Source organism: Pseudoalteromonas sp. P80D2, from assembly GCF_036680945.1.
Lineage (GTDB): Bacteria > Pseudomonadota > Gammaproteobacteria > Enterobacterales > Alteromonadaceae > Pseudoalteromonas > Pseudoalteromonas shioyasakiensis.
This window is the reverse complement of sequence record NZ_JAZDAR010000022.1, coordinates 290,403-316,820: the sequence shown is the minus strand read 5'-3', so window position 1 is coordinate 316,820 and position 26,418 is coordinate 290,403. Positions and strand designations below refer to the sequence as shown.

The 26,418-nt window shown below is 41.9% G+C and carries 22 protein-coding genes; 10 read left to right on the top strand and 12 right to left on the bottom strand.

Annotated features, from left to right (window positions below; all coding sequences use genetic code 11):
- The first annotated feature begins 106 nt into the window (after positions 1–106).
- A complete protein-coding gene (gene gtfA / locus VRK28_RS03975; RefSeq protein WP_063529445.1) occupies positions 107–1,579 on the top strand; it encodes a sucrose phosphorylase in 1,473 nt (490 codons plus the stop codon).
- Here gtfA and VRK28_RS03970 read toward each other — a convergent pair.
- Positions 1,576–2,607, bottom strand: coding sequence for a LacI family DNA-binding transcriptional regulator (locus VRK28_RS03970; RefSeq protein WP_063529444.1), 1,032 nt, complete (start codon positions 2,605–2,607; stop codon positions 1,576–1,578). The genes gtfA and VRK28_RS03970 overlap by 4 nt on opposite strands.
- Before the next feature lie 129 nt (positions 2,608–2,736).
- Here VRK28_RS03970 and VRK28_RS03965 point away from each other — a divergent pair, with 129 nt between their 5' ends.
- On the top strand, positions 2,737–3,408 hold the full coding sequence (locus VRK28_RS03965) for a YoaK family protein (protein WP_054562518.1): 672 nt from the start codon (positions 2,737–2,739) through the stop codon (positions 3,406–3,408).
- Here VRK28_RS03965 and VRK28_RS03960 read toward each other — a convergent pair.
- Entirely contained in the window at positions 3,398–4,306 is a 909-nt protein-coding gene (locus tag VRK28_RS03960; RefSeq protein ID WP_332393448.1) for an AraC family transcriptional regulator, read from the bottom strand. The genes VRK28_RS03965 and VRK28_RS03960 overlap by 11 nt on opposite strands.
- Positions 4,307–4,483: 177 nt before the next feature.
- On the opposite strand from VRK28_RS03960, the gene exaC reads away from it, so the two are divergent.
- Complete coding sequence (gene exaC, locus VRK28_RS03955; protein ID WP_332393446.1) at positions 4,484–6,004, top strand: acetaldehyde dehydrogenase ExaC; 1,521 nt, start codon at positions 4,484–4,486, stop codon at positions 6,002–6,004.
- An 821-nt stretch (positions 6,005–6,825) separates the two neighbouring features.
- Here the strand turns inward: exaC and VRK28_RS03950 are convergent.
- The 4 genes from VRK28_RS03950 to VRK28_RS03935 form a co-directional block, all read right to left on the bottom strand.
- Complete coding sequence (locus tag VRK28_RS03950) at positions 6,826–7,287, bottom strand: hypothetical protein (protein ID WP_058584677.1); 462 nt, start codon at positions 7,285–7,287, stop codon at positions 6,826–6,828.
- Between the two features lie 111 nt (positions 7,288–7,398).
- The gene (locus VRK28_RS03945; RefSeq protein ID WP_332393443.1) at positions 7,399–7,572 is read right to left on the bottom strand and encodes a hypothetical protein; all 174 of its coding nucleotides are present in this window, start codon (positions 7,570–7,572) and stop codon (positions 7,399–7,401) included.
- A 78-nt stretch (positions 7,573–7,650) separates the two neighbouring features.
- Entirely contained in the window at positions 7,651–8,568 is a 918-nt protein-coding gene (locus tag VRK28_RS03940; protein ID WP_332393441.1) for a BamA/TamA family outer membrane protein, read from the bottom strand.
- Between the two features lie 43 nt (positions 8,569–8,611).
- Complete coding sequence (locus VRK28_RS03935; RefSeq protein ID WP_332393440.1) at positions 8,612–9,403, bottom strand: hypothetical protein; 792 nt, start codon at positions 9,401–9,403, stop codon at positions 8,612–8,614.
- A 394-nt stretch (positions 9,404–9,797) separates the two neighbouring features.
- Between VRK28_RS03935 and VRK28_RS03930 the strand changes: the two genes are divergently transcribed.
- A complete protein-coding gene (locus tag VRK28_RS03930) occupies positions 9,798–11,294 on the top strand; it encodes an arylsulfatase (RefSeq protein ID WP_130167682.1) in 1,497 nt (498 codons plus the stop codon).
- A gap of 52 nt (positions 11,295–11,346) precedes the next feature.
- Here the strand turns inward: VRK28_RS03930 and VRK28_RS03925 are convergent, their stop codons facing one another.
- The 4 genes from VRK28_RS03925 to VRK28_RS03910 form a co-directional block, all read right to left on the bottom strand.
- On the bottom strand, positions 11,347–13,590 hold the full coding sequence (locus tag VRK28_RS03925) for a CDC27 family protein (RefSeq protein WP_332393437.1): 2,244 nt from the start codon (positions 13,588–13,590) through the stop codon (positions 11,347–11,349).
- Between the two features lie 122 nt (positions 13,591–13,712).
- Positions 13,713–14,939: a threonine/serine ThrE exporter family protein gene (locus VRK28_RS03920; protein ID WP_082401625.1), complete on the bottom strand. Its 1,227-nt coding sequence runs from the start codon at positions 14,937–14,939 to the stop codon at positions 13,713–13,715.
- Between the two features lie 149 nt (positions 14,940–15,088).
- On the bottom strand, positions 15,089–16,309 hold the full coding sequence (locus VRK28_RS03915) for a glycosyltransferase (RefSeq protein WP_332393435.1): 1,221 nt from the start codon (positions 16,307–16,309) through the stop codon (positions 15,089–15,091).
- Complete coding sequence (locus tag VRK28_RS03910) at positions 16,306–17,313, bottom strand: LacI family DNA-binding transcriptional regulator (RefSeq protein ID WP_062565789.1); 1,008 nt, start codon at positions 17,311–17,313, stop codon at positions 16,306–16,308. Before VRK28_RS03910 ends, VRK28_RS03915 begins: the two co-directional genes overlap by 4 nt.
- 162 nt (positions 17,314–17,475) lie before the next feature.
- Between VRK28_RS03910 and VRK28_RS03905 the strand changes: the two genes are divergently transcribed.
- From VRK28_RS03905 to VRK28_RS03895, 3 genes are all read left to right on the top strand, one after another.
- Positions 17,476–19,929 carry a S9 family peptidase gene (locus VRK28_RS03905; RefSeq protein WP_332393431.1) on the top strand — a complete coding sequence of 818 codons (2,454 nt, stop codon included), beginning with the start codon at positions 17,476–17,478 and terminating at the stop codon, positions 19,927–19,929.
- 229 nt (positions 19,930–20,158) lie between these two features.
- Positions 20,159–20,491, top strand: coding sequence for a type II toxin-antitoxin system RelE/ParE family toxin (locus VRK28_RS03900; protein ID WP_063527586.1), 333 nt, complete (start codon positions 20,159–20,161; stop codon positions 20,489–20,491).
- A complete protein-coding gene (locus VRK28_RS03895; protein ID WP_062565786.1) occupies positions 20,478–20,792 on the top strand; it encodes a helix-turn-helix domain-containing protein in 315 nt (104 codons plus the stop codon). The genes VRK28_RS03900 and VRK28_RS03895 overlap by 14 nt, the downstream gene beginning before the upstream one ends.
- Positions 20,793–20,860: 68 nt before the next feature.
- Here the strand turns inward: VRK28_RS03895 and VRK28_RS03890 are convergent, their stop codons facing one another.
- The gene (locus VRK28_RS03890) at positions 20,861–21,766 is read right to left on the bottom strand and encodes a LysR family transcriptional regulator (protein ID WP_082710918.1); all 906 of its coding nucleotides are present in this window, start codon (positions 21,764–21,766) and stop codon (positions 20,861–20,863) included.
- A 106-nt stretch (positions 21,767–21,872) separates the two neighbouring features.
- Between VRK28_RS03890 and VRK28_RS03885 the strand changes: the two genes are divergently transcribed.
- Positions 21,873–22,634: an SDR family NAD(P)-dependent oxidoreductase gene (locus tag VRK28_RS03885; protein ID WP_205990975.1), complete on the top strand. Its 762-nt coding sequence runs from the start codon at positions 21,873–21,875 to the stop codon at positions 22,632–22,634.
- 91 nt (positions 22,635–22,725) lie between these two features.
- The gene (locus VRK28_RS03880) at positions 22,726–23,343 is read left to right on the top strand and encodes a LysE family translocator (protein WP_062565940.1); all 618 of its coding nucleotides are present in this window, start codon (positions 22,726–22,728) and stop codon (positions 23,341–23,343) included.
- 58 nt (positions 23,344–23,401) lie between these two features.
- On the opposite strand, the gene VRK28_RS03875 is transcribed toward VRK28_RS03880, so the two are convergent.
- Positions 23,402–24,310 carry a LysR family transcriptional regulator gene (locus tag VRK28_RS03875; RefSeq protein WP_058584682.1) on the bottom strand — a complete coding sequence of 303 codons (909 nt, stop codon included), beginning with the start codon at positions 24,308–24,310 and terminating at the stop codon, positions 23,402–23,404.
- Positions 24,311–24,428: 118 nt separating this feature from the next.
- On the opposite strand from VRK28_RS03875, the gene VRK28_RS03870 reads away from it, so the two are divergent.
- Positions 24,429–26,405, top strand: coding sequence for a ligand-gated channel protein (locus tag VRK28_RS03870; protein ID WP_138519543.1), 1,977 nt, complete (start codon positions 24,429–24,431; stop codon positions 26,403–26,405).
- The last annotated feature ends 13 nt before the right edge of the window (positions 26,406–26,418 follow it).

Below are 26,418 nucleotides of genomic sequence, written 5' to 3'. Positions count from 1 at the left end.
ACTATGTATATTAGTGTATAAAAACTATAAAAACTGCTTGAATAATTTGCTGTCGTGGTTAAAGATATATCTTAATCGATTAAGTTTCAACTTGGTATTAACAATTATGATCAACAATAAAGTGCAATTAATCACCTACGCAGACCGTATTACTGGTCAAGGTATTGATGAATTAAGTAATTTATTAAATGGCCCACTTAACAATGTGTTTGCAGGTGTACATTTGTTGCCATTTTATAATCCGATTGATGGCAGTGATGCTGGCTTTGATCCTATTGATCATAGTGAAGTAGACTCGCGCCTTGGTAGCTGGGACGATATTAACGTGCTTGGTGCAAACTATGACCTTATGGCTGACTTAATTGTTAACCACGTTTCAGCACAATCTTTCCAATTTAAAGATGTACTCGCTAAAGGCAAGCAATCTGAATTTTGGGATTTATTTTTAACCAAAGACGATGTATTCCCAAATGGCATGTCTGAGGCTGAGCAACAAGCGATTTACCGTCCGCGTCCGGGTAGCTGCTTTACACCTATTGCGTGTGGTGATGGCCAAACCTATGATTTTTGGACCACATTTACCGATAACCAAATTGATATTAATGTGAAATCAACGGCGGGTATCGAGTATTTAAATACGGTGCTTGGCAAGTTTGCTGATAATAATGTCAACATTATTCGTTTAGATGCGGCAGGCTATGCGATTAAAGAGGCTGGTACAAACTGCTTTATGTTGGATGAAACTTTTGAGTATTTAAATAAGCTTTCGGCACAAGCTAATGAAGCGGGTATGGAAACCATTGCCGAGATCCACAGTCATTTCCAGACTCAGGTTGAAGTCGCAAAGCGTGTAAATATGGTTTATGACTTTGCTTTACCACCCCTTATTTTACACAGCTTGTTTAGCAATGATGCGCAAGCATTACTGAATTGGCTAACCATTTCGCCGCGAAACTGTTTAACGGTACTCGATACCCATGATGGCATTGGCATCATTGACGCAGGCCCAATGGGTGATAAACCGGGTTTATTAAATGCAGCAGAAATTGATAACTTGGTTGAAACCATTCATGAAAAGAGTGAAGGGCAAAGCCGCTTAGCAACTGGTGCAGCAGCAAGTAATGTCGATTTATATCAAGTTAACTGCACATACTACAATGCCTTGGGTGCAGATGACTTTGATTACTTATTAGCGCGTGCAATACAGTTCTTCGCGCCAGGTATTCCACAAGTTTATTATGGTGGCCTGTTCGCTTGTGAAAACGATATGGAATTATTAGCTCGCACCAATGTAGGTCGTGATATCAATCGTCCTTATTTAAATGCGCAAGACATTGATGCTGCGCTTGCTAAACCTGTGGTGAAAGGTTTAATCAAGCTAATTCAATTACGTAATGAGCACCCAGCATTTAACGGTGAGTTTATTGCTAAAGGTGAAGGCAGTGTGTGTCGTTTAAGCTGGCATGATGATACCAGCTCAATCGAGTTAAAAGTTGACTTCGCTAGCCGCGAAGTGATCATTGTTGATCACCGAGACGGCGAACAGAACATTGTTGATTTGGCTGACTTTTTAGCTTAACTACTTTGACCCAATTGCAGTTGATAGTCGATTTCGGCTGTTTGCTGCTCTTTCGATAGAAACAAGGTCGCAGCAATGCGGCCTTTTTCTTCGCTATTTTGATGGACAGTGGTGAGTTTTGGCACAAATCGTTGGCCTTCATCTATGCCATCAAAACCAACAATTCTGACATCTTCAGGAATCGATAAGCCCATTTTTAATGCTTCGCGCATGGCAGCAAGAGCGATTAAATCACTCATGCACAACAGTACGTTTGGTCTTGGAGTGCTGCTAAGCGCTTCTTTGGCGGCAATGCTGGCAAAGCGTTCACTGCTTTCTGGAATATTCCATGTTCTATCATCACCCAAGGTGATGCCTGCGTCGCTGATTGCTTGGTGATAACCACGCAGTCGTTGATGAGCAATCGACTGGCCGGCTTCAAATTCATGATGTTCGTATACTCGGCATAATACGTCGTTATCGAGTAAGCGCAGGCCTAAAATAGCAACCCGATCATCATTTTTTTGTAGTGCATGCTTGGCAATATCGAAACTGGCTTGTTGGTTATTTACGTTTACAGAGGCATCACGACCGATGTTAAAATCAACCGTTACAACATGCTTGGCAACCTGTTTTAACTGTTCAACAAGTTGTTTATTACGAGGGCGACCATAACAAATAAAGCCATCAACAAAATCGACTACGCTATTTAGGTTATCGTTGTTACCTGAAAATAATAAAAGATTAATGCCATTTTTTTCGAGCACCGCCGATACACCGCGCATAAAGCTGCTAGCAACCGGATCTGATACCATATATTCAACGCTGTCTGGCAATACTAAAGCAACAATATTAAAGGTGCCTCGGCGTAATGATTGCGCCGCCTTGTTTGGGCCAAAATAGCCAAGCTTTTTACAGGCCGCCAAAATTTCTTCGCGGCGTGCTTTCGATAATTGATCAGGACGATTAAACGCATTTGATACGGTGGCATTTGAAACGCCTAACTCTTTGGCAATACTTTTTAGCGTCCAAGTTTTTGGCTTTGTCATTGTAGGTTCTTAATCGATTTACTTAATGGTAAATTACCATATAAAGAGTCGAAAAAAAGTGTTTTTAGTCATAAAAATAGGCGTACCATAAAAGAATGAGTACGAGTGTGAGAAAAAGGCGAATAGTGAGTGATTTCTAAGTTACCAAAATGGGTTGAGATTGGCGCATTTATTTTGGCGCTGGTGGCTGGGTGTGTGAATGCGGTTGGTTTACTTAGCTTTGAGCATCAAGCGGTATCCCATTTATCAGGAACTGCAACCTTGCTTGGCGCAGATCTCATGCATGGCAATAGCCTTGATGCTTTACATTTATTAGGTGTATTACTGTCATTTTTAGTTGGGTCTGGTATTGCTGGGTTCTTGCTGCATAGTTCAGCACTTAAACTAGGTCGTCATTACGACACGGCATTATTGATTGAAGCAGGGCTTTTATTGGGCGCACTTTGGTTATTGTTTAATGGCTCGGGTTACGGGCACTTTTTGGCCTCTGCGGCATGTGGTTTACAAAACGCCTTAGCAACAACTTACAGTGGTGCAATTGTTCGTACCACCCATGTAACGGGTATCTTCACTGATTTAGGTATTATGTTTGGCCGCGTTTTACGTGGCGAGGCACTTGATAAACGTAAGGCTAAACTGTTTGGCCTAATCATTTTAGGGTTTATTTTTGGCGGCTTAGCAGGGGCATGGTTATTTGCAAAAATGAGCTTTGCGGCGCTTTATGTGCCAAGTGCCATTTGTATTCTACTTGCCTTAACTTATCGCGTTTATTCTCATCGCAATCCAGAGCTTAATGGTTAGCAATGCTCTTAGGTGTTGCGCCAAAGGCTTGTTTAAATACACGGCTAAAATGGCTTGGGTTATTAAAGCCTAATTGGTAACAAACTTGGCTAATCGCCTCGCCTTTTTCGAGCAATTTATACGCTTTTTGTAAGCGTAATTGTTGTTGCCAAAGAGCTGGTGTAACACCAAATGCCAGCTTAAATTGCTGATAAAATTTACTGCGGCTCATACACGCTATCTTGCATAACACATCAATATCAATATTCTCAGCAAGATGCTGTTCTATATAACTTACTACATGGCTTAATGGGGTTGCGAGCTTGCCTTGCTTACAACTTGCTATCATTAAGTCTCGGCTTTGCTGCTGTAACAGACGGGTTATGAGTTCATTGAGTGATAGATCAATTAAGTAATCGCGGTGTTGTTCATTTTCACTAAATAGAGTGATCATGCGCTCCAGCAGTTGTTGAGTTTGCGGATTATGCTGGGCGTGCACTAACTTGGCTTGATATTGAAAAAAGTCATCCTGGGTAATTTGCTGGTTAAAATTAAGAGCATCAACTACTTGGCTTATTTTATCGATACTGATTTCAATCGCTAAACAGGTTGTTGGCTGATTGAGAGATGCATTGGGAAAATCGATTAGCACCCCTTGCTCTGGGGCAAGTACAAATGACTGGTTTGGTAAAAACTCTTCATGATAATCACTGTCGGCGACATGCATGATTTTTTTACCGCTGATCATGCCGCAAAATAATAATTCAGTGGAATGTAACGCCACTTTTTGGGCATCTAAATAGGTGTCGTAAATACTTAATTCAGCATGTTCGCCCGCAAAACTGACTTTATTTTCAATAAGCACATCAATACGTTGCCGTTTTTTATCTAAACTTCTATTGCTAACTGATGTGTTCATTGTTGCCTCGCTGTCGTCCTAAATTCTGGACAAATAGTCAAAAAGTCTGGACTAGGAATCAAGTGTGTTTTCAGTAACTGAGCTAACTTCAACTGTTAGCGGTTCATTAAACAATAACCTACCGCATAATTTAGTCAATGCTAAATAAAACACAACAATTTGAAGAGAGAACACATTATGATTTATGCAAATCCAGGTAGTGAAGGCGCAAAAGTTAACTTTAAAGCGCAGTATGAGAATTATATTGGTGGCCAATGGATTGCCCCTGTAAAAGGAGAATACTTTGAAAACATCAGCCCAGTAAACGGTAAAGTGTTTTGTAAAGTACCTCGTTCATCAAAAGAAGATATCGAACTGGCACTTGATAAAGCCCACGATGCAAAAGCGGCATGGGGAACAACGTCGGTCACCGAGCGTAGCAATATCTTATTAAAAATTGCCGATCGTATTGAACAAAACCTAGAAATGCTGGCAGTGGCCGAAACCTGGGATAACGGTAAAGCAATTCGTGAAACACTTGCGGCAGATGTGCCACTCGCGGCTGATCACTTTCGCTATTTCGCAGGTTGTGTGCGCGCGCAAGAAGGTTCAATCGGTGAGATAGACGAAACCACGGTGGCTTATCATTTTCATGAGCCACTAGGTGTAGTAGGGCAAATTATTCCTTGGAACTTTCCATTGTTGATGGCTGCATGGAAACTTGCACCAGCCCTTGCTGCGGGTAACTGTATCGTTTTAAAACCAGCTGAACAAACGCCAGCATCTATATTAGTGCTACTTGAAGTGATTGGTGACTTATTGCCTGCAGGTGTTCTAAATGTGGTAAACGGCTATGGTAAAGAAGCGGGCGAAGCGCTGGCAACCAGTACTCGAATCGCGAAGATTGCCTTTACAGGTTCAACGCCAGTGGGTTCACATATCTTAAAATGTGCTGCTGATAATATTATTCCTTCGACGGTCGAGCTAGGTGGTAAATCGCCAAATATCTTCTTCAACGATGTAATGGAAAAAGACGATGAATTTTTGAGTAAAGCGATTGAAGGAGCCGTACTTGCGTACTTTAACCAAGGTGAAGTGTGTACGTGTCCATCGCGTTTATTTATTCAAGAAGATATTTACGAGCAATTTATTGAGCGTGTTCTTGCCCGAACTTTACAAATTAAACGGGGTAACCCACTTGATACTGAAACCATGGTGGGTGCTCAAGCATCACAAGCTCAGTTTGATAAGATTCTAAGCTACATCGAAATTGGTAAACAAGAAGGGGCCGAAGTCCTCGCTGGCGGCGAAGTGGAGCAACTGTCTGATGAGTTTAACGGCGGTTACTACATTCAACCAACACTATTAAAAGGCACTAACGACATGCGCGTGTTCCAAGAAGAGATTTTTGGGCCGGTAATTTCAATGTCGACTTTTAAAGATGAAGACGAAGCATTAGCCCTTGCTAATAGCTCAGAATTTGGTTTAGGTGCTGGTGTGTGGAGTCGAAACATGAACCGTGCTTATCACTTTGGTCGTAAGATTGAAGCGGGCCGTGTTTGGACTAACTGCTACCATATGTACCCAGCACACGCTGCGTTTGGCGGCTATAAAAAGTCAGGTATAGGCCGCGAAACACATAAACTCGCCCTTGATCATTACCAACAAACTAAAAACCTATTAGTAAGTTACAGTGAGAATCCACTGGGCTTCTTTTAAAAGCAATTTCTTATTGTTGTCGAAACTACCCAAACGCCACATCTAGTGGCGTTTTTATTTTATAGCGGGCATAAAAAAGCCCGGCGAACACACAAGCCAGGCTTTTCGACAACAATTTGGTTGAGTCACCGCAAGTGCAGTGACTCGGAATAAAAAAGCTTAGAGAACACACAAACTAAGCTTTTGACAACAATTTGGTTGAGTCACCGCAAGTGCAGTAACTCGGAATAAAAAAGCTTAGAGAACACACAAACTAAGCTTTTGACAACAATTTGGTTGAGTTACCGCGTGTGCAGTAACTCGGTATATAAAAAGCCCAGAGAACACACAAGCTAGACTTTTTGTGACAACAATTCGGTTAGCGCAAACACTCTCAATGGTGTGAAGCTGTTTAGCTTAAAAGCGCTGATGGGTTAACTTTAGAGTAATCCTTCTAAACCGACAAACGATTAAAATAAACCTGATAGATGAATTTTTTTAATCTATTAGCATGTGAATTGTTTTTTATTGCCACAACAATGCCTTAGTGATTAAATAGGGTGTTTTTTAAACATAATAACTACTTAAAATGGATTTTTATGAAACGCTTGACGCTTTACTCATCACTCATCTTTACAGCTCTAAACTTGTCAAAAAACGCCAGTCAGTTTACTAGACCTGTTTATGTGATTGTGCCAGGACAATGTGCCAGTGCTTGTTCAAATGATAGCCGAGTTGTAATTAAGCAGTATCTTTAGCGAAGAGTTTGGTAGACCCCTGAGGGAGGGAGTTGAAGTGTTGACCTTACGTGAAGAAGAGCAACACTTTTTAAATAAATGGTATTAACAAGCTAATTCTGTAGCAGGCTCTTCTGCTAACCAGTTTAGAGCCGCCGTTTTTGACTTAAATACACTCATTACCATGCCAGCTCGTTTATACAAATTGCAGTAGGTATCACTCAACAAGCTACCGCCTTCAAGCCCTTCTTTTATCACTAAGGCTGTTTTGGCTGGCGCAATACCTTTACGTCGAAGCTCAACAAAATACACCATTAGTTTTTCAAGTGCCCCGGGGGTTGCCATGCATGAATTTTCAAACTCAACCAATTCAAACCATTGACCATAATCAGCGCTGAGTTTGTTGATGTAATCTTTTTGCATAAAAGAGTGCGCGTCAATAATCTCTTCGTTGAAAGGCCCTGTGGCAGTAGTTAAAAGCACATGCTCACGTTGATAAAACTCTACGAGACCATGGGGTTTAAAATCTTTGAATGGATAATGATTGGTTGATACTTTTTTATGCATCCGTTCAATCCCTGAATATTTATTGAGCTATTGATGATAGCAGTGAAATAAATTAATTCAATCTTTAGGTTTAATTGGTCGTTAAAATAATAACAAAAGTATTAGTTTGGATTACCAAGTAGAACCCGCCTGAATGTAAATTGCATTCTGTTCAGGGCCATGGGCTACATCTAAGCCGATACTAATACCGTAATGTTCATCAATTAAATAGCGAAAGCCTGCACCTACAGTATCTATGGTTTCAGCTTTCGATAAGTCAGAAAAGTTATCGGCTGCCCAGCCCATACCAGTAAACACATTGAGCTTTATTTTGTGAGTGATTTTATAGCTCGCTTCTGCTTCGGTAACAAATACATCGAGACCTTAATAGCGAGTTGCAGACACACCGCGAAGGCTAATACTTGGCGGAATATAAACCGGTAAGCGTTTTTCACCACGGTTGTTAACTGAGTCATACTGCATGCGCAGAGCAAAGTTGAATTTATCGGTATAACGCCAGTAATTTAAGGCGGTAAGCTTTAAGCTCGTGTAATCAACCTTACTGCCAATTGCCTCATCATAATATAAATATTCGGCCTTATAATTAAAACCGCGCTCAGGGTTAAGGGGGTTATCTCGGCTATCGTATTCTATTAATGGACCAATACCTGACGTATTTACATCAAGTGAAAGGTGGTCCTTGATTATATTGTTTTCGAGCAGAAAATCTTCGATAGGGTTTTCGGCTAAGCTTATTTCTACTTTACGATAAATCTGTTTAAAGCCGTAAAAGAAGTTACTGTCGTCATAGCGTAACTTAAGGTTTTGAAACACCGCTGGGCCTTCAATATTCAACGATAATGGTGTGAGTAGCTTGATCTCGTCGAAGGTATAAAAATCAAGGTTTATACTCGCCCAGCCAACAATCCCTTGATAGCGAATTCGGTCTTCATCCCAAAAGGTAATGTGGCCAACAGCACCGCCTTTGGTACCATTTTTAGTGCCCATCAGGCCCACTAAACTAATGCTTTGTGGTAGGGTAGAGCCTTCTTTTTTCTTCTTTTTGGCCTTCTTTTCGTTATCATGAAAAAAAAGGCCAACAACACCAAGCCCAGGCCCTACAGCTGGCTCTGTAATAAAAGTCGGTATGGGTAAAAATGAAATGGGTTCATCAACTTTTTGTTGTTGATTACTTAATTGCTGCTCTGCAGGTTTTATTGCATATTCATCGTAACTTGATGCAAAGCTTTGTGTGCTTAGCAAACTTGCTGTAAGCATATTTATTAGTACAACTTTTTTCACTTAATCCCTTACCTTGTTGTTTCTTGATATTTCAAATTTTAATTTATAGCTGATAATTAAATTCGAGACGATGATCGCCATCTATAAAGTCAACGTTTTCATTCCAGTTTGCGAAATAGCGTAGATTCATACGCGGGTTAATTTGGTAACTTGCTGCAAATTCATGAGTCAAAATATGGCTTTGGTTTAGACCGTAGTAGTGGTCTTTATAGTTATCGCTACCGCCGATAGTTGTTAGCCAAAATGGATTGTAGTTAAGCCAAATTTTATCGTTAATAGTAATTTTTGCATACATACCCACTAAACCATAGGCTCCCATAATGGAATAACCACTGTCACGACTACCATCATCTTCTAACGTATTTTCACCGAGCGATGCACCCACACCAGCTAACGGGTAAAAGGTAAAACGCCCCATAGGTTTTAGTGCTTTTATATAGCTATACGAAACATCCATACTTTCGTCAGCAACAAGGTTGGCATTTAGGTTATAGTTGGCATCAATCTGTGTTGCACTGATAGTGCTTAAGTCAACTGAGAAGTTTCGAAAGCGGAATGAGTCAATTGAATCTGTCGTTTTGCTATCGCTCTCCCAGCCTAGCGCATCGCCATATATGCCTTTTACTTCAAACACATTCATGCCGGCAGTTGTTGCTATGCCCGTATCGTATGCTTGGCCAACTTTGAAATTGAGCCCTTTATTTGTAGCGCCAACTCCTACTTGAGTATAAACGGCCAGAGGGTCTGACATGTCTTGTACTTCTTTTTGCTCAGCCGCATGGCTCGAAGCTGCAATCATAAGCGTTAGTAAAGAGGGGAATCGAAGAGAAGTCATGTGTTTTCCTTACACAAAAGTTTGAAAAATTAATGTTTTTTTAGTTTATATAAGTTGAAATTAGATACTTTTAGCTTAATAAATTCTCGACTTCAGCCTCTATCTAAAGAGGCATCAATTTATTCCTTTCTAAAATAAAAATAGCATAAAAATAGTGACAAATGCGAGAACAAAAATCGAACAAGCCTCAGTAAATAAAACGAGGCAATCAAAAAGCACTTAAGTATTGTTTTGCTATTGTTTTTCAGTGGCTTAATAAAAATGTGTGATTTTTGTGGAAATTTGATTTAAATCGTTTTTGCCGCTTTTAGAGACTAGACTGGTTTGTTTTTTAATCTATACTGAAAGCTGCTCATCTAGAGTAAAAAGTACTATTAATGAAAAGGGATGATTTATGAAAAAACTAATAGCGGCAGCTATCTGTGGCTTGGTTTCAACGGTAAGCCTTGCTGCAGATAAACCGAACGTATTAGCCATTATGGTTGATGACGTTGCCCCAATCTCACTCAGTGCATACTCGCACGGTATGACCTACCCAACCCCTAATATTGATCGCATTGCTAACGAAGGTGCATTGTTTACAGATCACTATGCACAACCTAGTTGTACAGCGGGTCGTGCTGCGTTTTTAATGGGGCAATTACCAATTCGAACAGGCTTAACAACAGTGGGCCAACCAGGTAACCCACTTGGCATAAAAGAAGCCGATCCTACGCTAGCTGAATTTTTAAAAGATCGCGGTTATATGACTGCGCAATATGGTAAAAACCACTTAGGTGATTTAGATGAGCACTTACCAACAAAGCATGGCTTTGACGAATTTTACGGTAACTTGTACCACCTCAATGTATCTGAAGAGCCAGAACAAGCGGATTACCCAAAAGATCCTGAGTTTGTGAAAAAGTTTGGTCCACGTGGTGTTATCGAATCTTACGCCAATGGCAAAATTATCGATACAGGCCCGCTTACTCGCAAACGTATGGAAACCTTTGACGAAGAAGTGTTAGAGCGCTCACTTAACTTTATGGAACGTGCAGTTAAGGCGAAAAAGCCATTCTTTATTTGGCATGCGTCTAGTCGTATGCACGTTTACACACACTTAAAACCAGAAAGCCGTCATTTAGCGACGGGTATTAGCTCTGAAGAAGACGTATTTGGTAGTGGCCTGATTGAACATGATGGCCATGTTGGCAAGCTGCTTGATAAACTTGATGAGCTAAAAATTGCCGATAACACCATTGTTATTTACACCAGTGATAATGGCCCTGAGCAATCAAGCTGGCCAGATGCAGGTACAACTGAATTCCGCGGTGAAAAAATGACAACCTGGGAAGGTGGTGTACGTGTGCCTTTCTTAGTTCGTTGGCCAAACAAAATACCAAAAGGCTTAAAGCTAAATGGTATTTCATCGCATGAAGATGTTTTCCCTACAATTGCGGCTGCATTAGGCGAAAAGAACTTACGTGAAAAGCTTAAAAAGTCAGACAAAGTGTATATTGATGGTGAAAACAACCTAGCTTATTGGACAGGTAAGGCGGATAAGTCTGCACGTAACTATTTCTTCTATTACTATGAGTCTCAGCTTACAGCAGTGCGTTTTGGTCCATGGAAAATGCACTTTGCGACTAAACCAAATGGCTTATATTACGAAGACATGGTAACTCATAGCATGCCTAAACTATTTAACTTACGTAAAGATCCATTAGAGCACTATGATGGAGTAACAGGTTTCCACCAAATCATGCGTAAGAGCTGGTTGCTACAGCCAATCATTGCTAAGTTAAACGAACATGTACAATCTTTTGTAGAGTTCCCACCGCGTCAAGAGTCAGCGTCTCTTAACGTGAATGAAGCAATCGAAAAAGCAAAATCACTAAACTATGGTCATTAATTATTGACCATAAGTTAAGTTGAAAAGGGCCTACTTGGCCCTTTTTTAATGCTTAATGATTAATACTATTCATCATTTCGAGCTGTTTCACAAACTGCTCAATTTGCTGGTTACCCGGTACCAAGCGGGCTAGGTTTCTGGCATAAAACAGCGCTTGGCTGTAGTTTTCTTCTGCCACATACCACTGCGCCAAACTGTAGCTGATATCTGGGTTATTCGGTGTTAGATTAAAAGCGCGCTCAAGGGCTGATATTGCAGCTGGCATATTGCCTAAATCTTGTAATAGCAGTGCGTAGGTAAACTGATAGTTTGCATTTTCTTGTGCAAACTGTGCTGCTTTTTGTAAATGTGTAAGGGCGGTGTCTTTTTGTTTTGTGCGAATAAGGCTCATTGCCAGAGCATAATGAATATCGCCGCTTTCTGCATTAACGTCTAATCCTTGTTTCAAGATGGCTTGCGCTGCTTTTTCATCGCCTTGGTTTCGGTATAAATCAGCTAAATTGACATAAGCAGGAGCAAAAATAGGCTCAACACTGATTGCTTGTAGGTAATGTGTTTTGGCTTGCGCTGGGTTTTGTAGTGTAAGCGCCAGATTACCTAAATTGGTATGGGAATAGCCACGCTCTGCTTGGTATTGTTGAATGCCTTTGTACTCATCAAGGGCTGCATTTAAGCGTTTGCTGTCTTGCTCGTTGAGCCCCGTAGGGAACGGCTGAGTTAACATGGCCGCCAGTGCTCTTGCAGCTTCGGCTCTGATGGGTAAGTGCTCATCATCTAAAAGCGGGTTTAATAAACGCCAGCGCTGATTGATATCAAATGGCATCGCCGCTTCAATGGCGGCTTGGCGTTTTAATGGTTCGCTGTCTTTTACTGAGCGAGCAATCGCAACGACAGCGTTGTTATCTGGGCTTGCTGCTAAGCGGCCTAATGCTGAAGCGCGAATAATCTCAGGAAAGCTTTTATCTTGCACTATTTTGGTCAGCATGGTTGAGGTATTAGGTAAACGGTTATCGGCAGCATAAAACGCCTCAGAAAAATGCGCAGTGCCAAGGTGTTTTGAATTTGGATGCCAGTCTTTTATTTTGGCAACCGCCCACTGCGGCGTCTTGTCTTCATGGCAGCTATTACAGGCATTTGGAGCATTTGTTTTTAATGTTAAATCTGGGCGTGGTACCCGAAAGCTGTGGTCGCGCCTTGCATCAACTTGCATATAGGTGGTGGCAGGCATATGACAATCAACACATTGGCTACCAGTACTTGCCACTTTGTGACCGTGATGTTTCGGCGTATCGAACACTTCTTGGCTATGACATTGCGTACAGGTTTGATTGCCCGGTAGCTTTAATTTACCCGAATGAGGGTTGTGACAGTTACTACAGGTCACCCCTGCATTGAACATTTTACTTTGTAAAAATGAACCCCAAACATAGTCTTCGTCCCACACTTGACCATCAACGTGATAAAGCTCAGGAGTGAGTAATGAGCCTTGAAAGCTTTGTAAAAAGCTATGTGGGTCTTTGCGGTCATCAAGCTGTGAGCGGCGAGCATGACAGGTTGCACACACTTGCACTTGCTCGCTTTTTACCAGTGGCTGCACGCTTTGCATACTGCCATCGGCTTTTTGGGTAAAAAGCGGAGTTTGCTTTTTAATATTATGAGTAAAGCCCTTATCGGCAATACTGCTATCGCCATCAGCCCATTTTAAATGAGCTTGTGGATCGCCATGACACGCTTTACAGCTCACGTTAATGCTTGAATAACTCGAATCAAAGCTATTCGTTTTAAGGTCAAATTGCTTTTTGAAATCAGTTGAGTGGCAATCGGCACACATGTGATTCCAGTTTTGGCCTTTTTGCGACCAATGAAATAGGTCGTGTTTTTTTTGTTCCGGGTGCAGTACAAACCAGCGCTGACCGCCTTGTGCTTTACTGCGTGAGTCCCATGCAAATGGAAACAGCTGAATGTGGCCTTGGCCCATATCAAACATGTATTGCTGCAATGGCTCATAGCCAAATGTGTATAAAACAGGGTAGTCAGTCAGCTTGCCATCAAGGTTTGGCATGCTTATAAAAAGTTGTTGGTCTTGTTGATAAAAGCGTGCTCGCTGACCTTGGTAGTCAAGGGTTTGCTCATTGAAATTACCAAGCACTGTAGTGGGAGTGGCTTTTTCCATAGCATGAAAATGATGGGATGTTTGCCAATCTTCAACTTGGCTTTGATGACAGTTAATACACTGGGGTTCTGCAAACGCATTGAATGCGAAAAAGCTGCATAACAGCCAAGCCAATCTTATCACTGAATAAATCCTTTTTATTTTTACCACATGCACTTAGAGTTATATCAGTTTGTTGCTGATAAGCAAAGTCGGCTTATTAAAACGAGGATGTAAAAAAGCCCGAGAAACTCGGGCTTAGTAAGTTATAAACTTTTCTTCGGTGGCAGCGCGACGTTAGCAAAGATAAGCCCCGCTACTAATGACATGAAAATCAAAAATGTTTGCTGGCCAATATGGTCTGCATAAACGAAATCTTGGCCTTCAATAAGTGAGTTCAAGCCAATATAGGTTTTACTACCAGGTACCAATACGATCAGTCCTTGCATAGCTACAATAGAGGCTGGAGCATTGACAACGCGGTTGAATAAGTTGCTAAAAACGCCCACGGCTAATGCGCCTACAAATGTGCCTAATGTGTAGTCTAGGTACATGGCTGAACCAATGCTTGTGCCATACGCTATGAAGCCAGATGCAATAGACCAAACAGCATGCTTTAGCTTGGTTCTAAAAATCACGATTAGGCTGCTACATAGCATGAATATAGCTAGCCAAGCTGTCCATTTGGGTAAAGGCTCAGGTTGCACAAAGTCACTTTGGCCAAAAATAGCAAAACCAATACCAATACCAATAAAGGCGCCAAAATACAGCTTAAACAGCAGCATGAATGAGTCCATCACCCGAGCTGTACCAGATACTAAATGCCTTGCCGCTAACTCTGCCAAACCTAGGGCTAATGCTAAGCCGGGTATAAACACAATGATGGCAGAAAGTACCACTAGTCGTATGTTAATTTGGGCGTCAATATAGACACTAATAGCACAGGCTATAATCGCCGATACGATGGCAACTAATGGTTCAAGCATATGGGCAACACGTTTAGAGCGTGTTGACCAAAGTACAAATAAATACACCACTAAGGTAATAAGCGCTGACCAAAATACATCATTCCAGCTAGTACCCATCAACATGGCAAATGCACCACCCGAAGTCGCAAACGCAACGCCAGTCATAAATTTATTATATGGGTTTGGCATGGTGTAAATAATATCGAGCTGTTTATCGACCTCTTGTAGTGTCAGCTCGCCATTAAGCATTTTGTTTACTAAGTCATCGGTATCTGCAAGCGAGCCTAAGTCATGATCGCCCGGATCAACACGCGCAACATGGGTGTACTCTTCTTCGTGCCCATCTGTCCAAATAACAAATGTCACTGATGTTGGCGACATAACAAAAGATGATTTCAAACCGAGGTAAGTCGCAACTTCCATTAAGTGCGCTTCTAGTCGGTATGCAGGTGTACCGTATTTATGAAGCATTTTGCCAAGCTTCACGATAAATTTTCGTTTTTCAGTAAACGTTGCGGTTTTCAAAGGCGTTTTGAACCAAAGGTTAAATTGTTCAGTTAAGGATAGACCAAAATTCAATAAGATATAGTCCAATAGCTAGACTATATCGCTTAAATTTACCAGCGCGATTTTAGCGACAAAAGCCGCTATGTCTAGTGTTATTTACGGCAAAATTACTTATTTTTTGCTTCAATCCACTGCGCCATGTATTGGGTTGAACGCATGGTGTGATGTTTGAGCATTTGGCCGGTAAAATTTTGCTGTCTATGCTGCGCTAATGACTCACTAATGGCGGTGATTTTAGCGATTAACTGCGACTGAAGTTTTGATTTATCATAATATTTTTGCAATAACTGCTGGCCATTTTGCTGTGCCTGAGTAAATAACGCTTCATCTTGATAAAGTGCCACTGCTGCATCTGCAAATTGCTGTGCATCTTCACAGATTGCGCCTGACCAAGGCTCATTTTGATGCATGCCTTCACTGCCAATAGGAGTTGTTACGCTCGGCGTTTGCATGATCATCGCTTCGAGTAACTTACCCTTAATACCAGCCCCAAAACGCAGTGGCGATAAACATACTCGGGCATCTTCCATCACTTGATAAGCATCATCAGCCCAGCCTTTGATTAAAAAGCCGGTTTTTGGATTGTTCAGCGCTGTTGCCTTTGGTGGCGGGTAAGAGCCATAAATGTGGAGTTCGGCATCAGGTAATTGTTTGCGGATCAGCGGCCAAATCTGTTGTAAGTACAACACTGCATCCCAGTTTGGCGCATGACGAAAATTACCTATGGTCATAAAGTGTTTACGCTCTGCAAATGCTTTGGTGCTGGTAGGAATATGCTGCAAATCAACCAAAAATGGTAAGTGGTGAAGTAGGGCGCTATCAACTTTGAAAACGTCATTGAGTAGCTGCATCTCGTAGTGCGAGATAATTAAGCTGATGTCTGAGCGTAAAATAGCGGCGATTTCTCGCTTTGCAATATCACTGTGTAAATCACTATGGCTGAATTCTCGGCCTGCTTTGTGAGCTTCGTGACGGGCATTTCTGAGGCACTGTAAATCTTCGGTATCAAGAATCTTAAGTGCGTTAGGGCAGTATTTGTCGACTCGCCAACCAAATTGCTCTTCCATCATAAAGCGGTCAAACATCACAATATCAGGGTTATAAGCTTGTACGTACTCATCAAAGCTAGAGCAGTTTAATGCAATGACCTGTGTGGTAATGCCATCTTCGCTGAGATCCACCATGTGTTCGGTTTTTTGCGCAGGGCTTGCAAATTCGACTTGCCAGTTTTCTGCACGAAAGGCGCGCAGGAGTGACATCATGTGGGTGCCGGCTGCCGACGAATTAGGCTCAGGCCATACATAGCCGATCACTAACACTTTTTTCATTGACTTGAATCTCGTATTTTTAAGTTAACATCCACCAAGGTGCGAACTGGGGGTGTTGATTTATCTAATAGTTCTTTTAGCACCTGACAGGTGCGTTTACCGATTTCATCGGCATTAATGGCGATGGTTGAAAGGGAAGGCAACATTAAGCGGGAATCTTCTAAGTCATCAAAGCCAATAACTTTGATGTCTTTACCCGGCTCTAGGCCGTGTTGGCGCATAGCTTCAATCGCGCCGTAAGCAATCACATCATTAAAACAGACAATGGCTTTGGTATTTGGCGCTTGTTTTATAAGGGTATTAAAGGCTTCTCGGCCACCTTGGCGGTTTGTTGGTGCTTGAATAACGGGTTTTTCGTCAGTGATATTAAATTGCTCAAGCGCAGCTAAAAAACCACTCAAACGTTCATGGTAATCAGATATTTCTGCCGTACCACCTAAAAAGGCTACCTCTTCTATGCCTTGCGATAAAATATGGCTGGTCGAAATATGTGTGCCTTTTTTGTTATCAGGCAAAATACACGGCGCTGCTGAAAAGGGAATTTCACGCATGATATTAATAACCGGAAAACCACTATTTATTAAATCATCTTGCCACTGCTGCTGTGTGCCCGGAGCCGGACACATAATAAACGCCGATACGTTGTATTCTTTTAGGGTTTTCACCACTTGAGTTTGCCTTTCGACACACTCCGCAATATTCACCAGCATTGGCAGCATGCCAAGCTCAAAGATGTGTTTTTCGAGACCAACAGCCAGCTGAGCTGAATACGGGTTGGTTAAGTCATTTATAACCAACGCGACGAGGTTTGAGCGCTTGCTACGAAGTGCTGCAGCATCGCGGTTATACACATAGCCAAGCTTATCAATGGCAGCCAGTACTTTTTCTTTACTTTTTTTACTGACCTTATCACTGTTGGTAAGGACCAAAGACACCGTTGATTTTGAAACTTGTGCTTGTTCAGCTACATCCCAAATTGTGACTTTGCCTGTCGATTTTTTCATTTTTATTAGCAAAAAGTGGCGAATAGAGTGCTTTTATTTTAGCGTAATTTAGCTGTTTAAGTCACTGATTGGCTGACAAAAGGGTCTAAACTCTTTATGAAATGCTGCAAACATGTTCTACTTGTTTACAGAATCGAAAATAAAAACGAAAAAGGAACGAACATGAAAGCATTTAAACTGCTTTTTGCGCTAGTTATTGGCGCAGCTGTTTGCACACCCAGTTTTGCTAATCAAGGTTATCAAACTCCATCGCCCGCACTGGCTGCTGTGGTTGATGCTAAGCTTGCACCGAGTAGTTATTTATCCAATGATGGCCAGTGGCTGGCGTTATTTGATAGAAAACGCATCGATACGTTACAAGACTTAGCCAAAGAAGAGTTGAAACTTGCGGGTATTAAGCTTAATCCTGCTAATTTTTCGCGCTCACGAGTGCGTAATAAATTCACATCTTTAGTGCTTAAGCATGTTGAAACCGGTTCTGAAATTGTTGTATCTGGTTTGCCTAATGGCATTTTACGCTCACCAAGTTGGTCAAGCGACAGTCAATACTTGGCGTTTGTGGTTGAGCAAGCATCGAGTGCTAACTTATGGGTTTATAATGTAAGTACTAAGCAAGCCCGCCAGTTAAGTGATACACCACTTAATTCAGTGCTAACGCGCACGCCTTATACTTGGTTGCCAGATAGCAGTGCCATTGTAGCTAATGCAGCGGTTAATATTGGTAAAGCACGTATCAGCAACGACAGCTCGCAGATTGTACCAGTTATTCAGCAAAGTAGTGGTGAAAAAGCGCCTGCTCGTACTTATCAAAACTTGTTAACTAGCCCATATGATGAAGCACAATTTAAGTTTTTTGCGCAAAGCCAGCTGACTTATATTCCGCTTAGTGGTCAAGGCCAACCAATTGGTCAACCGGGCTTAATTAAATCGTTTTCGGTCTCACCTGATTCAACCAATATTTTGGTTGGCATGATTGATGAGCCTTTTTCTTATCAAGTGCCTTACAGCCGATTTGCTGCGACTTGGCAAATTTGGGGAATGCGTGGCTATACGCTAGCAGAGCTTGCGAAGCAGCCTTTAGCAGATAACATTCCACAAGGTTATGACAGTGTGCGTACTGGTCGCCGCGAATTTCAATGGCGAGCTGATCAAGGCGCTGAAGTAATTTGGGCAGAAGCACAAGACGGCGGTGATATGAAAACCGACGTTCCTCATCACGATTACCTTTATAGCCTAAGAGCACCATTTAAACGTGATGCTAAGTTATTTGCTAAAGTTGAACGCCGTTTTGATTCAATTACTTGGGGCAACGGTAATGTTGCTCTGTTATCTGAATGGCGCTTTAGGGACCGACAAGTTCGCACATTTGTTATTCAACCACGTAATGCAGATAAAAACCGTGTGCTATTTTCCGAACGCAGTTATAACGATGCCTACAAAAACCCAGGTTACCCAATTTATGAAAAAAATGATTTGGGCGCTGATGTATTAAAAGTTGTTGGCGGGCGTTATCTTTTCTTACGCGGAAATGGTGCATCTGAAAAGGGGAATATTCCGTTTTTAGACCGTTATGATGTAAAAACTAATACCACAACACGCATTTGGCAATCAGAAGCGCCATACTATGAGCGTGTGCGTGCCATGCTTGATGATGAAGGCGAGCGTTTAATTACTATTCGCGAATCTAAAACTGAGCAACCTAACTTTTTTATTCGCGACCTAGACGATAAAACCCTGACTCAACTTACGACTTTTGAGCACCCTTACCCAGAATTTAAAGGGGTGACTAAAGAGCTAATTCGATACAAGCGTGATGACGGCGTTGAGCTTAGTGGTACGCTTTATTTACCGCCTGGTTATGATTCAACTCAAGGCCCGTTACCGGTTCTAATGTGGGCTTATCCGCTTGAATATAAAGATAAAGCCGTTGCGTCACAAATGCGCGAGTCGCCGTATGAGTTTACTTATATCGGTTATTGGGGGCCAATGCCTTATCTTGCAAAAGGTATTGCTGTATTTGACGACCCGAAGATGCCAATTGTGGGTGTTGATGGTAAAGAGCCAAACGATTTATTCCGTAAGCAGCTGGTGGCAAGTGCTAAGGCAGCGGTTGATGTACTTGTTGAAAAAGGTGTGGCAGATAAAGATAACATTGCCATTGCAGGTCACTCTTATGGTGCCTTTATGGTGGCGAATTTATTAGCGCACAGCGATTTATTTAAAACCGGTATTGCCCGCAGTGGTGCTTACAACCGCACCCTAACGCCATTTGGTTTCCAAGGTGAAGAGCGTGATTTTTGGCAAGCGCAAGATGTGTACGCGGCTATGTCACCGTTTTTCCATGCTGAGAAAATCAATGAGCCTATGCTGATGATCCATGGTCAAGAAGATCCTAATTCGGGTACTTTCCCAATGCAAAGTGAGCGTATGTACGCTGCATTAAAAGGCTTAGGTAAAGAAGCTCGCTTAGTGATGTTACCTTATGAGGCGCATGGCTATCGCGCTCGTAAGAGCTTGCTGCATGTACTTTGGGAGCAAGAGCAGTGGTTAGATAAATACTTATTAAGAGACGAAAAACCCGCAGAGCCAGTTGCCGTTGACGGTGTTACTCAGTAATTTGTTAAATATTAAAAATCCCCGCCTTATAGCGGGGATTTTTGTATTGCCTACTTGCATATTCCTATTCGTAGATAAGCGGTTAGCAAATAAGAGGAAATGTTGTTCATGTTTATAATTCCAGATACCGACAAGAAAATTCGAGCAAAGATATCTAGCTATAAATACTAAAACTACGTTAATCACGTACAGGTTTGCCATCTATACGTTGTTTGCGTATACTTTGCCAATGAAAAGTGTATTTGTTGAATCAACTATATTTGAAAAGTACCGTAACGAGTATCTTAGCGATGAAGAGTTTAGGGTTTTCCAAGCTGAATTAATGTCTAACCCTAAACAGGGGGATGTTATTCAAGGTACAGGTGGTTTACGTAAGGTGCGAGTTGCTGGCAAAGGTAAGGGCAAGCGCGGTGGCTTTCGTGTTATTTATTATTTCCTTGATGAAAAACATCGTTTCTACTTATTGACCATTTATGGTAAGAGTGAAATGTCTGATTTAACAGCAGATCAAAAGAAACATTTAAAGGCTTTTATGGAGATTTGGCGTAATGAGCAGTCGTGATTTATTTGCAGAGTTAAGTTCTGCACTTGTTGAGGCTAAAGAGCATTCAGAGGGCAAGCTAACTCTTAAAACGCATCAAATTAACGACATTAGTGAGTTAGACATCTCACCTGATGAAATTGTAAGTATTCGTGAGCAATTTAATATGTCACGGGGTGTCTTCGCTCGTTTGCTGCACACATCATCTCGTACCTTAGAAAACTGGGAGCAGGGGCGAAGCGCACCAAATGGGCAAGCAGTAACTCTTCTAAAGTTGGTTCAGCGTCATCCTGAAACTCTTTCGCACATAGCTGAGCTATAACTCTCAGCGTTAGGAAAAGAGTGTTTTTTGGAAATATTACTATTCCTTACATTATTTTAATAAGCTCACTAGCTTTTTGTTATCGGTTTTAATTGCTCGCTTAACCAATCAATAAACACTCGGGTACGCCTTGGTAAATGGCGTCGATTTGGGTAGACGATATTCATAGGCATGGGCGGCAAATTATAGTCAGGTAAAACTTGGATAAGTTCACCACGGCTGAGCTCGTCAAGAACTCCATGACGAGGCACTTGAATAAGGCCAAGCCCTGCTAAGCACGCTGCTTTGTAGGCATCCGTGTTGTTAACTGTAAGTTGTGATTTCATGGTCAGGGTTTGCCAATCGCCTTGTGTATCTTGGTATTCAAAGCCGGGGTCAAGTTGGCCGAGTGTTTGGCTATAGCGAACAATGTAGTGCTCGGCTAAATCGCTAAGTTCTGTGATGTTGCCGTGTTTTTTAATATAACCTGGGCTTACACAGTTAATCATCGGGCAGTGGCCAATTTTTTTCGCAATCAGCGATGAGTCTTCTAAATTACCGACTCGCACTACACAATCAAAGCCTTCTTCAATTAGGTTAACTCGTCTGTCAGAACTACTCAGTTCAATCTCTAATTGCGGGTGTGCAGATAAAAAGCTGTCTAGATTCGGTAGCACTAAACGTCTGCTAATTGGCTGTGGCATATCTACTCTAAGACGCCCTGATAACGCTTCGTCTTTTTTATGAAATAGGGTTTGTAGTTCGTCTATATCAGCAAGCATATCTTTGCAGCGCTGATAAAAAACCGTGCCTTCGTTGGTCAGCGTAACTCGTCTTGTTGTGCGGTTTAGAAGCCGAGCACCTAACGTATCTTCGAGTTGTTTGACCAACTGCGAGACAGATGATTTAGGCATGCTCAGTGCAAGTGCTGCAGCTGAAAAGCTTTTTAGCTCTGCAACCTGAACAAAGGTTTTCATGGCATTTAGTTCATTCATGATTGTTTGTTATTTACGAACAGTTAATTCAATTTTACATGGTTTATCTGGTTTTGCAGTGTAAATATACTGGTTGCTCACAATTACTTCAAAGCAAAAGGTAAACATGATGAGCAATAGAATTGCAGTGATCACAGGTGGTAATCGCGGTTTAGGTAAAAATACAGTTTTAAGTTTGGCACGTAAGAGCATTGATTGCGTATTTACTTACAGAAGCCATAAAGATGAAGCACAGCAGGTTGTAGAAGAAGTAGCTGCACTGGGGGCAAAAGCCGTCGCCATTCAACTTGATGTGAGCGATATTTTAGGTTTTGCTGAATTTAAACAAACACTTGAAAGTACCTTGGCAACACAATGGCAAACATCTCGATTTGATTATTTAATTAATAACGCAGGCCATGGCAGTGATAGTGCATTTGCTGATACCAGTGAAGCTATGTTTGATAATTTGATGAATGTACATGTAAAAGGGGTGTTTTTCTTAACGCAAACACTGCATGAGATGATCAATGATGGTGGGCGTATTATTAACTTATCTTCAGGGCTGACACGTTTTGCATTACCAGGAAAAGCGGTCTACGCCACCATGAAAGGGGCCGTTGAGGTATTAACCAAATACATGGCAAAAGAACTGGCTGGTCGCAATATTGCCGTGAATATCGTCGCTCCAGGCGCAATTGCCACTGATTTTGGTGGCGGTGCTGTCCGTGATAATGAGCATGTAGCTCAATTAGTGAGTTCATCTACAGCCATGGGGCGCGTTGGTCAAGCTGATGATATTGGCCCTATGATTGCGCAATTACTCGGTGATGAAAACCGTTGGGTAACCGGGCAACGAATAGAAGCATCGGGCGGTATGTTTTTATAAGCCTGTTAGCAATCGCGTGTTTGTTTGCTTATTTAAGTGAATGTGATTTAATCGCTTTCTCTTTTTAAGCAATAAACATGTGATTGCATTTATGCTCGATTTAGCAGTACTCGCGGTTTTTATTCCGACCTTTTTCTTTGTTTCTATTACACCTGGTATGTGTATGACGCTTGCCATGACGTTAGGGATGAGTGTGGGCGTTAGACGTACGCTGTGGATGATGGTCGGCGAGGTGTTAGGCGTTGCCACGGTAGCCATTGCTGCGGTGATTGGGGTTGCTAGTATTATGCTTAATTACCCTGAGTTATTTGCCTTTTTAAAATACTTAGGTGGTGCGTACTTAATTTACCTAGGGGTTAATATGTGGCGCGCTAAAACCAGCTTTAAACCTAGCGATGATACACAGCAACAAATTGGTCGTGGGCAATTATTTTCGCAGGGTTATATCACTGCCATTGCAAACCCAAAAGGGTGGGCATTTATGATTTCTTTATTGCCTCCGTTTATTAATGTTGATTTAGCGGTTGCCCCTCAGCTTGCCGTATTAGTGAGCATTATTATGCTGAGCGAATTTATCTGTATGTTGATTTACGCAACAGGCGGAAAGAGCTTAAGGCTGTTTTTAGATAAAGGCGATAATGTGAAGTGGTTAAACCGTATTGCTGGCGCGTTAATGATGTGTGTGGGCGTTTGGCTGGCGCTAGGCTAATACTAATTTGGATAATACCCATCCGAATACGGCAAATGGGTATTATCCTTGTAGCGTCTTAATCAACTAACTCAACTTGCTTAGACACATGGTTAAAGCACAGTTTTAATGTATCAATGGCAGTTTTTGTTTTTGCCGCTAAGCTGTCTCTGGCTGGTGTTACGGCATAAACAGTGTAATTTGGCATTGCCCACTCAGGTGCGATTTCAACCAGCTCTTTCGATTTTAGTAAATGCCTGACTTCTGGCTCTGGTAATACGCCATAGCCAACACCATCACACACTAATTTAATTAAGCTTTGCATATTATTTACGGTGATCTTTGCTTTCGGTAACGGCTTGCTTGCCAGCGTTGACGGGTTAAACGCATTACTGTCGGCGTTGCTGTGGGCGATACGGGCAAAGTTGCCAAGGTCTTCCCAATTGGCTTTATCGAGTTTGCTAATTGCATGGTCTTTATGAGCACATAGCTTTAACGGCCAAGTTGCTAATTTACGAGCAACGAGGTTTGAGTCAGTTAATGGGCCAATCGCAATCGCTAGGTCAGCGCCGCATTTGATCATATCAATTGGCTCATCAGTCAAAATTAACTGAATACGTAAATCATCAAACTCGTTAATTAAGCGATCTAATGGCTCGCTTAATAGGCCACCGCCAAACCCCACTGGCGCAACTAATTTGAGCTCGCCACTAGGCTTATTTTGTAATTGTTGCAATTGCGTACTGGCCTGATCCGCCAGTGCCAGTATTTTTAAACAGCTTTGATAATACAGATGGCCCGCTTCGGTTAAAGTCAGTTCGCGTGGGCTGCGGTTAAATAGGCTCAATCCGATTTCTTGTTCTAATTGCTTAATGTGTTGACTGACAGCCGATGTGGTCATCGATAACTCTGCAGCTGCACTGCTCATGTTGCCTGTTTCAACAGTACGAGAAAATACACGCAATGTTTTTATCAGCTTGGAATTCATGGTTCAGGCCTTCTTAATTCAGTTTTAAGAAATCGTAAATTGTGAAAATCGGGACTTCTCATTAGTATGCAAACGCTAATTATTATCATTTATAAACAAAAAGTCACGGAGTATTATTATGACGAGGGTTGTTTCTTCTGTTTTACCACTCACCGCTGCTGTGTTAGCAGGTCTTTCCCATTTTGCATACGCTGATGACAAAAAACAAGACATGGAAGTAATAGTTGTATCGGCTTCCGGTTACGAGCAAATGCTTAAAGAGGCGCCAGCCAGTATCAGTGTTATCGACCGTGAGCAGCTTGAAAAACGATTTTACCGAGATCTAACCGATGCGATGACCGACGTTCCTGGTGTGGTTGTCACAGGTGGTGGCGACAGAAAAGATATCAGTCTGCGCGGGATGGCAAGTCAATATACTTTGATTTTAATTGACGGCCAGCGTCAAACCTCACGCGAAACTCGTCCAAACAGTGATGGCCCAGGTGTCGAGGGGGCATGGACTCCACCTATTTCAGCAATTGAGCGTATTGAAGTTATTCGCGGCCCTATGTCTTCACTATATGGCTCAGATGCAATCGGTGGTGTTATCAATATTATTACCCGTAAAACACCTGAAAAATGGTACGGTGAATTACGCTTAGACAGCACGATTCAAGAATCAAGTGAATCGGGTAATATCAACCAAGGCAGTTTCTTTACTGCGGGTGGTTTAATTCCTGAGTTATTAGGTATGCAGTTATCTGGTCAGTTTTCAAAGCGTGACGAAGACGATTTCGAAGCCGGTTTTCGTGGTAAAGAGCAAAGTAATATCAAAGCAAAGTTTATCTTAACGCCCTCTGATAGCCATGAAATTATGCTTGAAGTAGGCTCTGCAAAACAAAAACTCGACGAAACATTAGGTAAAACAGTTGCTCCTTTAGCAGAAGGTGAAAGTTGTGGCCGTAATGGTTGCCCAGAGTCATCAACCACAGAGTACGACCAAGAAAGCTACTCACTAAGCCATAATGGTTTTTATGATTTTGGCTCATCACGCAGTTACTTAAAGTATGACAAATTCGATAATACCTCTCGTGAAATGTACGTCGAAAATACCGATGCGCAAACAAGCTGGACTTTACCATTTACCAATCATAATGCTGCATTTGGTGCGTCATATTTAAAAGAAGAGCTGGACGATTACACCAGTAACCGCATTAGTGACTTAACGCATGTTGAGAACGAGCAATGGTCAGTATTTGCCGAAGATGAATGGGCTGCAACCAAGCAGTTTAAACTCACTACCGGTCTTCGTTATGACCATGATGGTAATTTTTCAGGCCATTTCAGCCCGCGCTTATATGGTGTGTATACAGCAACTAAGTCGTTGACGGTGAAAGGCGGTATCTCAACAGGCTTTAGAGCGCCGAATATTCGTCAATCTACCGCAGCTTGGGGGCAAGTGAGCCGAGGTGGTAATATTTACGGTAACCCAGATTTAAGCCCTGAAAAATCAGTAAACTACGAAATGGGTATCTACTATGATGCCAGCCGTGATTTATCACTTTCAAGCACCGTATTTTACAACGAATTTGAAGATAAAATTACCCGTATTTCGTGCCCACTCACCCAGTGTACGGATGGACCAAATCAGTTTGGTTCGATGCCAACAACCTATGTCAATGTGGATGAAGCCGTTACACAAGGTTTTGAGTTATCAGTATCTTACGACATAACCAGTGAGCTTGATGTCAGTGCCAACTACACCTACACCGACTCTGAGCAAAAAACCGGTGAATACAAAGGCAGCCCACTTAACCAATTACCGAAGCATATTTTACAAACATCAGTTAATTGGCGCCCGGTTGATAAGCTAGGCACCTGGTTGCGTGTTCATTACCGCGGCGAAGAAAGCCAGCCGACAACAGGCCCATCGCAAGACAGCCTAATTGCGCCAGATTACACCTTGGCTGATATTGGCGGTAACTACGATTTAAGCCGCAGCATTAAGTTAGGATTTGGTGTTTATAATCTGTTTGATAAAGAAATCACCGAAGATGAATACGGATATGTTGAAGATGGTCGACGTTATTGGGTTTCTCTAGGCTTTAACTTTTAAATAATTATTAAGT

Coding starts and splice junctions, on each gene's coding strand:
- gtfA (WP_063529445.1), top strand. CDS start 107: ATGATCAACAATAAAGTGCAATTAATCACCTACGCAGACCGTATTACT.
- VRK28_RS03970 (WP_063529444.1), bottom strand. CDS start 2,607: ATGACAAAGCCAAAAACTTGGACGCTAAAAAGTATTGCCAAAGAGTTA.
- VRK28_RS03960 (WP_332393448.1), bottom strand. CDS start 4,306: ATGAACACATCAGTTAGCAATAGAAGTTTAGATAAAAAACGGCAACGT.
- exaC (WP_332393446.1), top strand. CDS start 4,484: ATGATTTATGCAAATCCAGGTAGTGAAGGCGCAAAAGTTAACTTTAAA.
- VRK28_RS03950 (WP_058584677.1), bottom strand. CDS start 7,287: ATGCATAAAAAAGTATCAACCAATCATTATCCATTCAAAGATTTTAAA.
- VRK28_RS03945 (WP_332393443.1), bottom strand. CDS start 7,572: ATGGGCTGGGCAGCCGATAACTTTTCTGACTTATCGAAAGCTGAAACC.
- VRK28_RS03935 (WP_332393440.1), bottom strand. CDS start 9,403: ATGACTTCTCTTCGATTCCCCTCTTTACTAACGCTTATGATTGCAGCT.
- VRK28_RS03930 (WP_130167682.1), top strand. CDS start 9,798: ATGAAAAAACTAATAGCGGCAGCTATCTGTGGCTTGGTTTCAACGGTA.
- VRK28_RS03915 (WP_332393435.1), bottom strand. CDS start 16,309: ATGAAAAAAGTGTTAGTGATCGGCTATGTATGGCCTGAGCCTAATTCG.
- VRK28_RS03910 (WP_062565789.1), bottom strand. CDS start 17,313: ATGAAAAAATCGACAGGCAAAGTCACAATTTGGGATGTAGCTGAACAA.
- VRK28_RS03905 (WP_332393431.1), top strand. CDS start 17,476: ATGAAAGCATTTAAACTGCTTTTTGCGCTAGTTATTGGCGCAGCTGTT.
- VRK28_RS03900 (WP_063527586.1), top strand. CDS start 20,159: ATGAAAAGTGTATTTGTTGAATCAACTATATTTGAAAAGTACCGTAAC.
- VRK28_RS03895 (WP_062565786.1), top strand. CDS start 20,478: ATGAGCAGTCGTGATTTATTTGCAGAGTTAAGTTCTGCACTTGTTGAG.
- VRK28_RS03890 (WP_082710918.1), bottom strand. CDS start 21,766: ATGAATGAACTAAATGCCATGAAAACCTTTGTTCAGGTTGCAGAGCTA.
- VRK28_RS03885 (WP_205990975.1), top strand. CDS start 21,873: ATGATGAGCAATAGAATTGCAGTGATCACAGGTGGTAATCGCGGTTTA.
- VRK28_RS03880 (WP_062565940.1), top strand. CDS start 22,726: ATGCTCGATTTAGCAGTACTCGCGGTTTTTATTCCGACCTTTTTCTTT.
- VRK28_RS03875 (WP_058584682.1), bottom strand. CDS start 24,310: ATGAATTCCAAGCTGATAAAAACATTGCGTGTATTTTCTCGTACTGTT.
- VRK28_RS03870 (WP_138519543.1), top strand. CDS start 24,429: ATGACGAGGGTTGTTTCTTCTGTTTTACCACTCACCGCTGCTGTGTTA.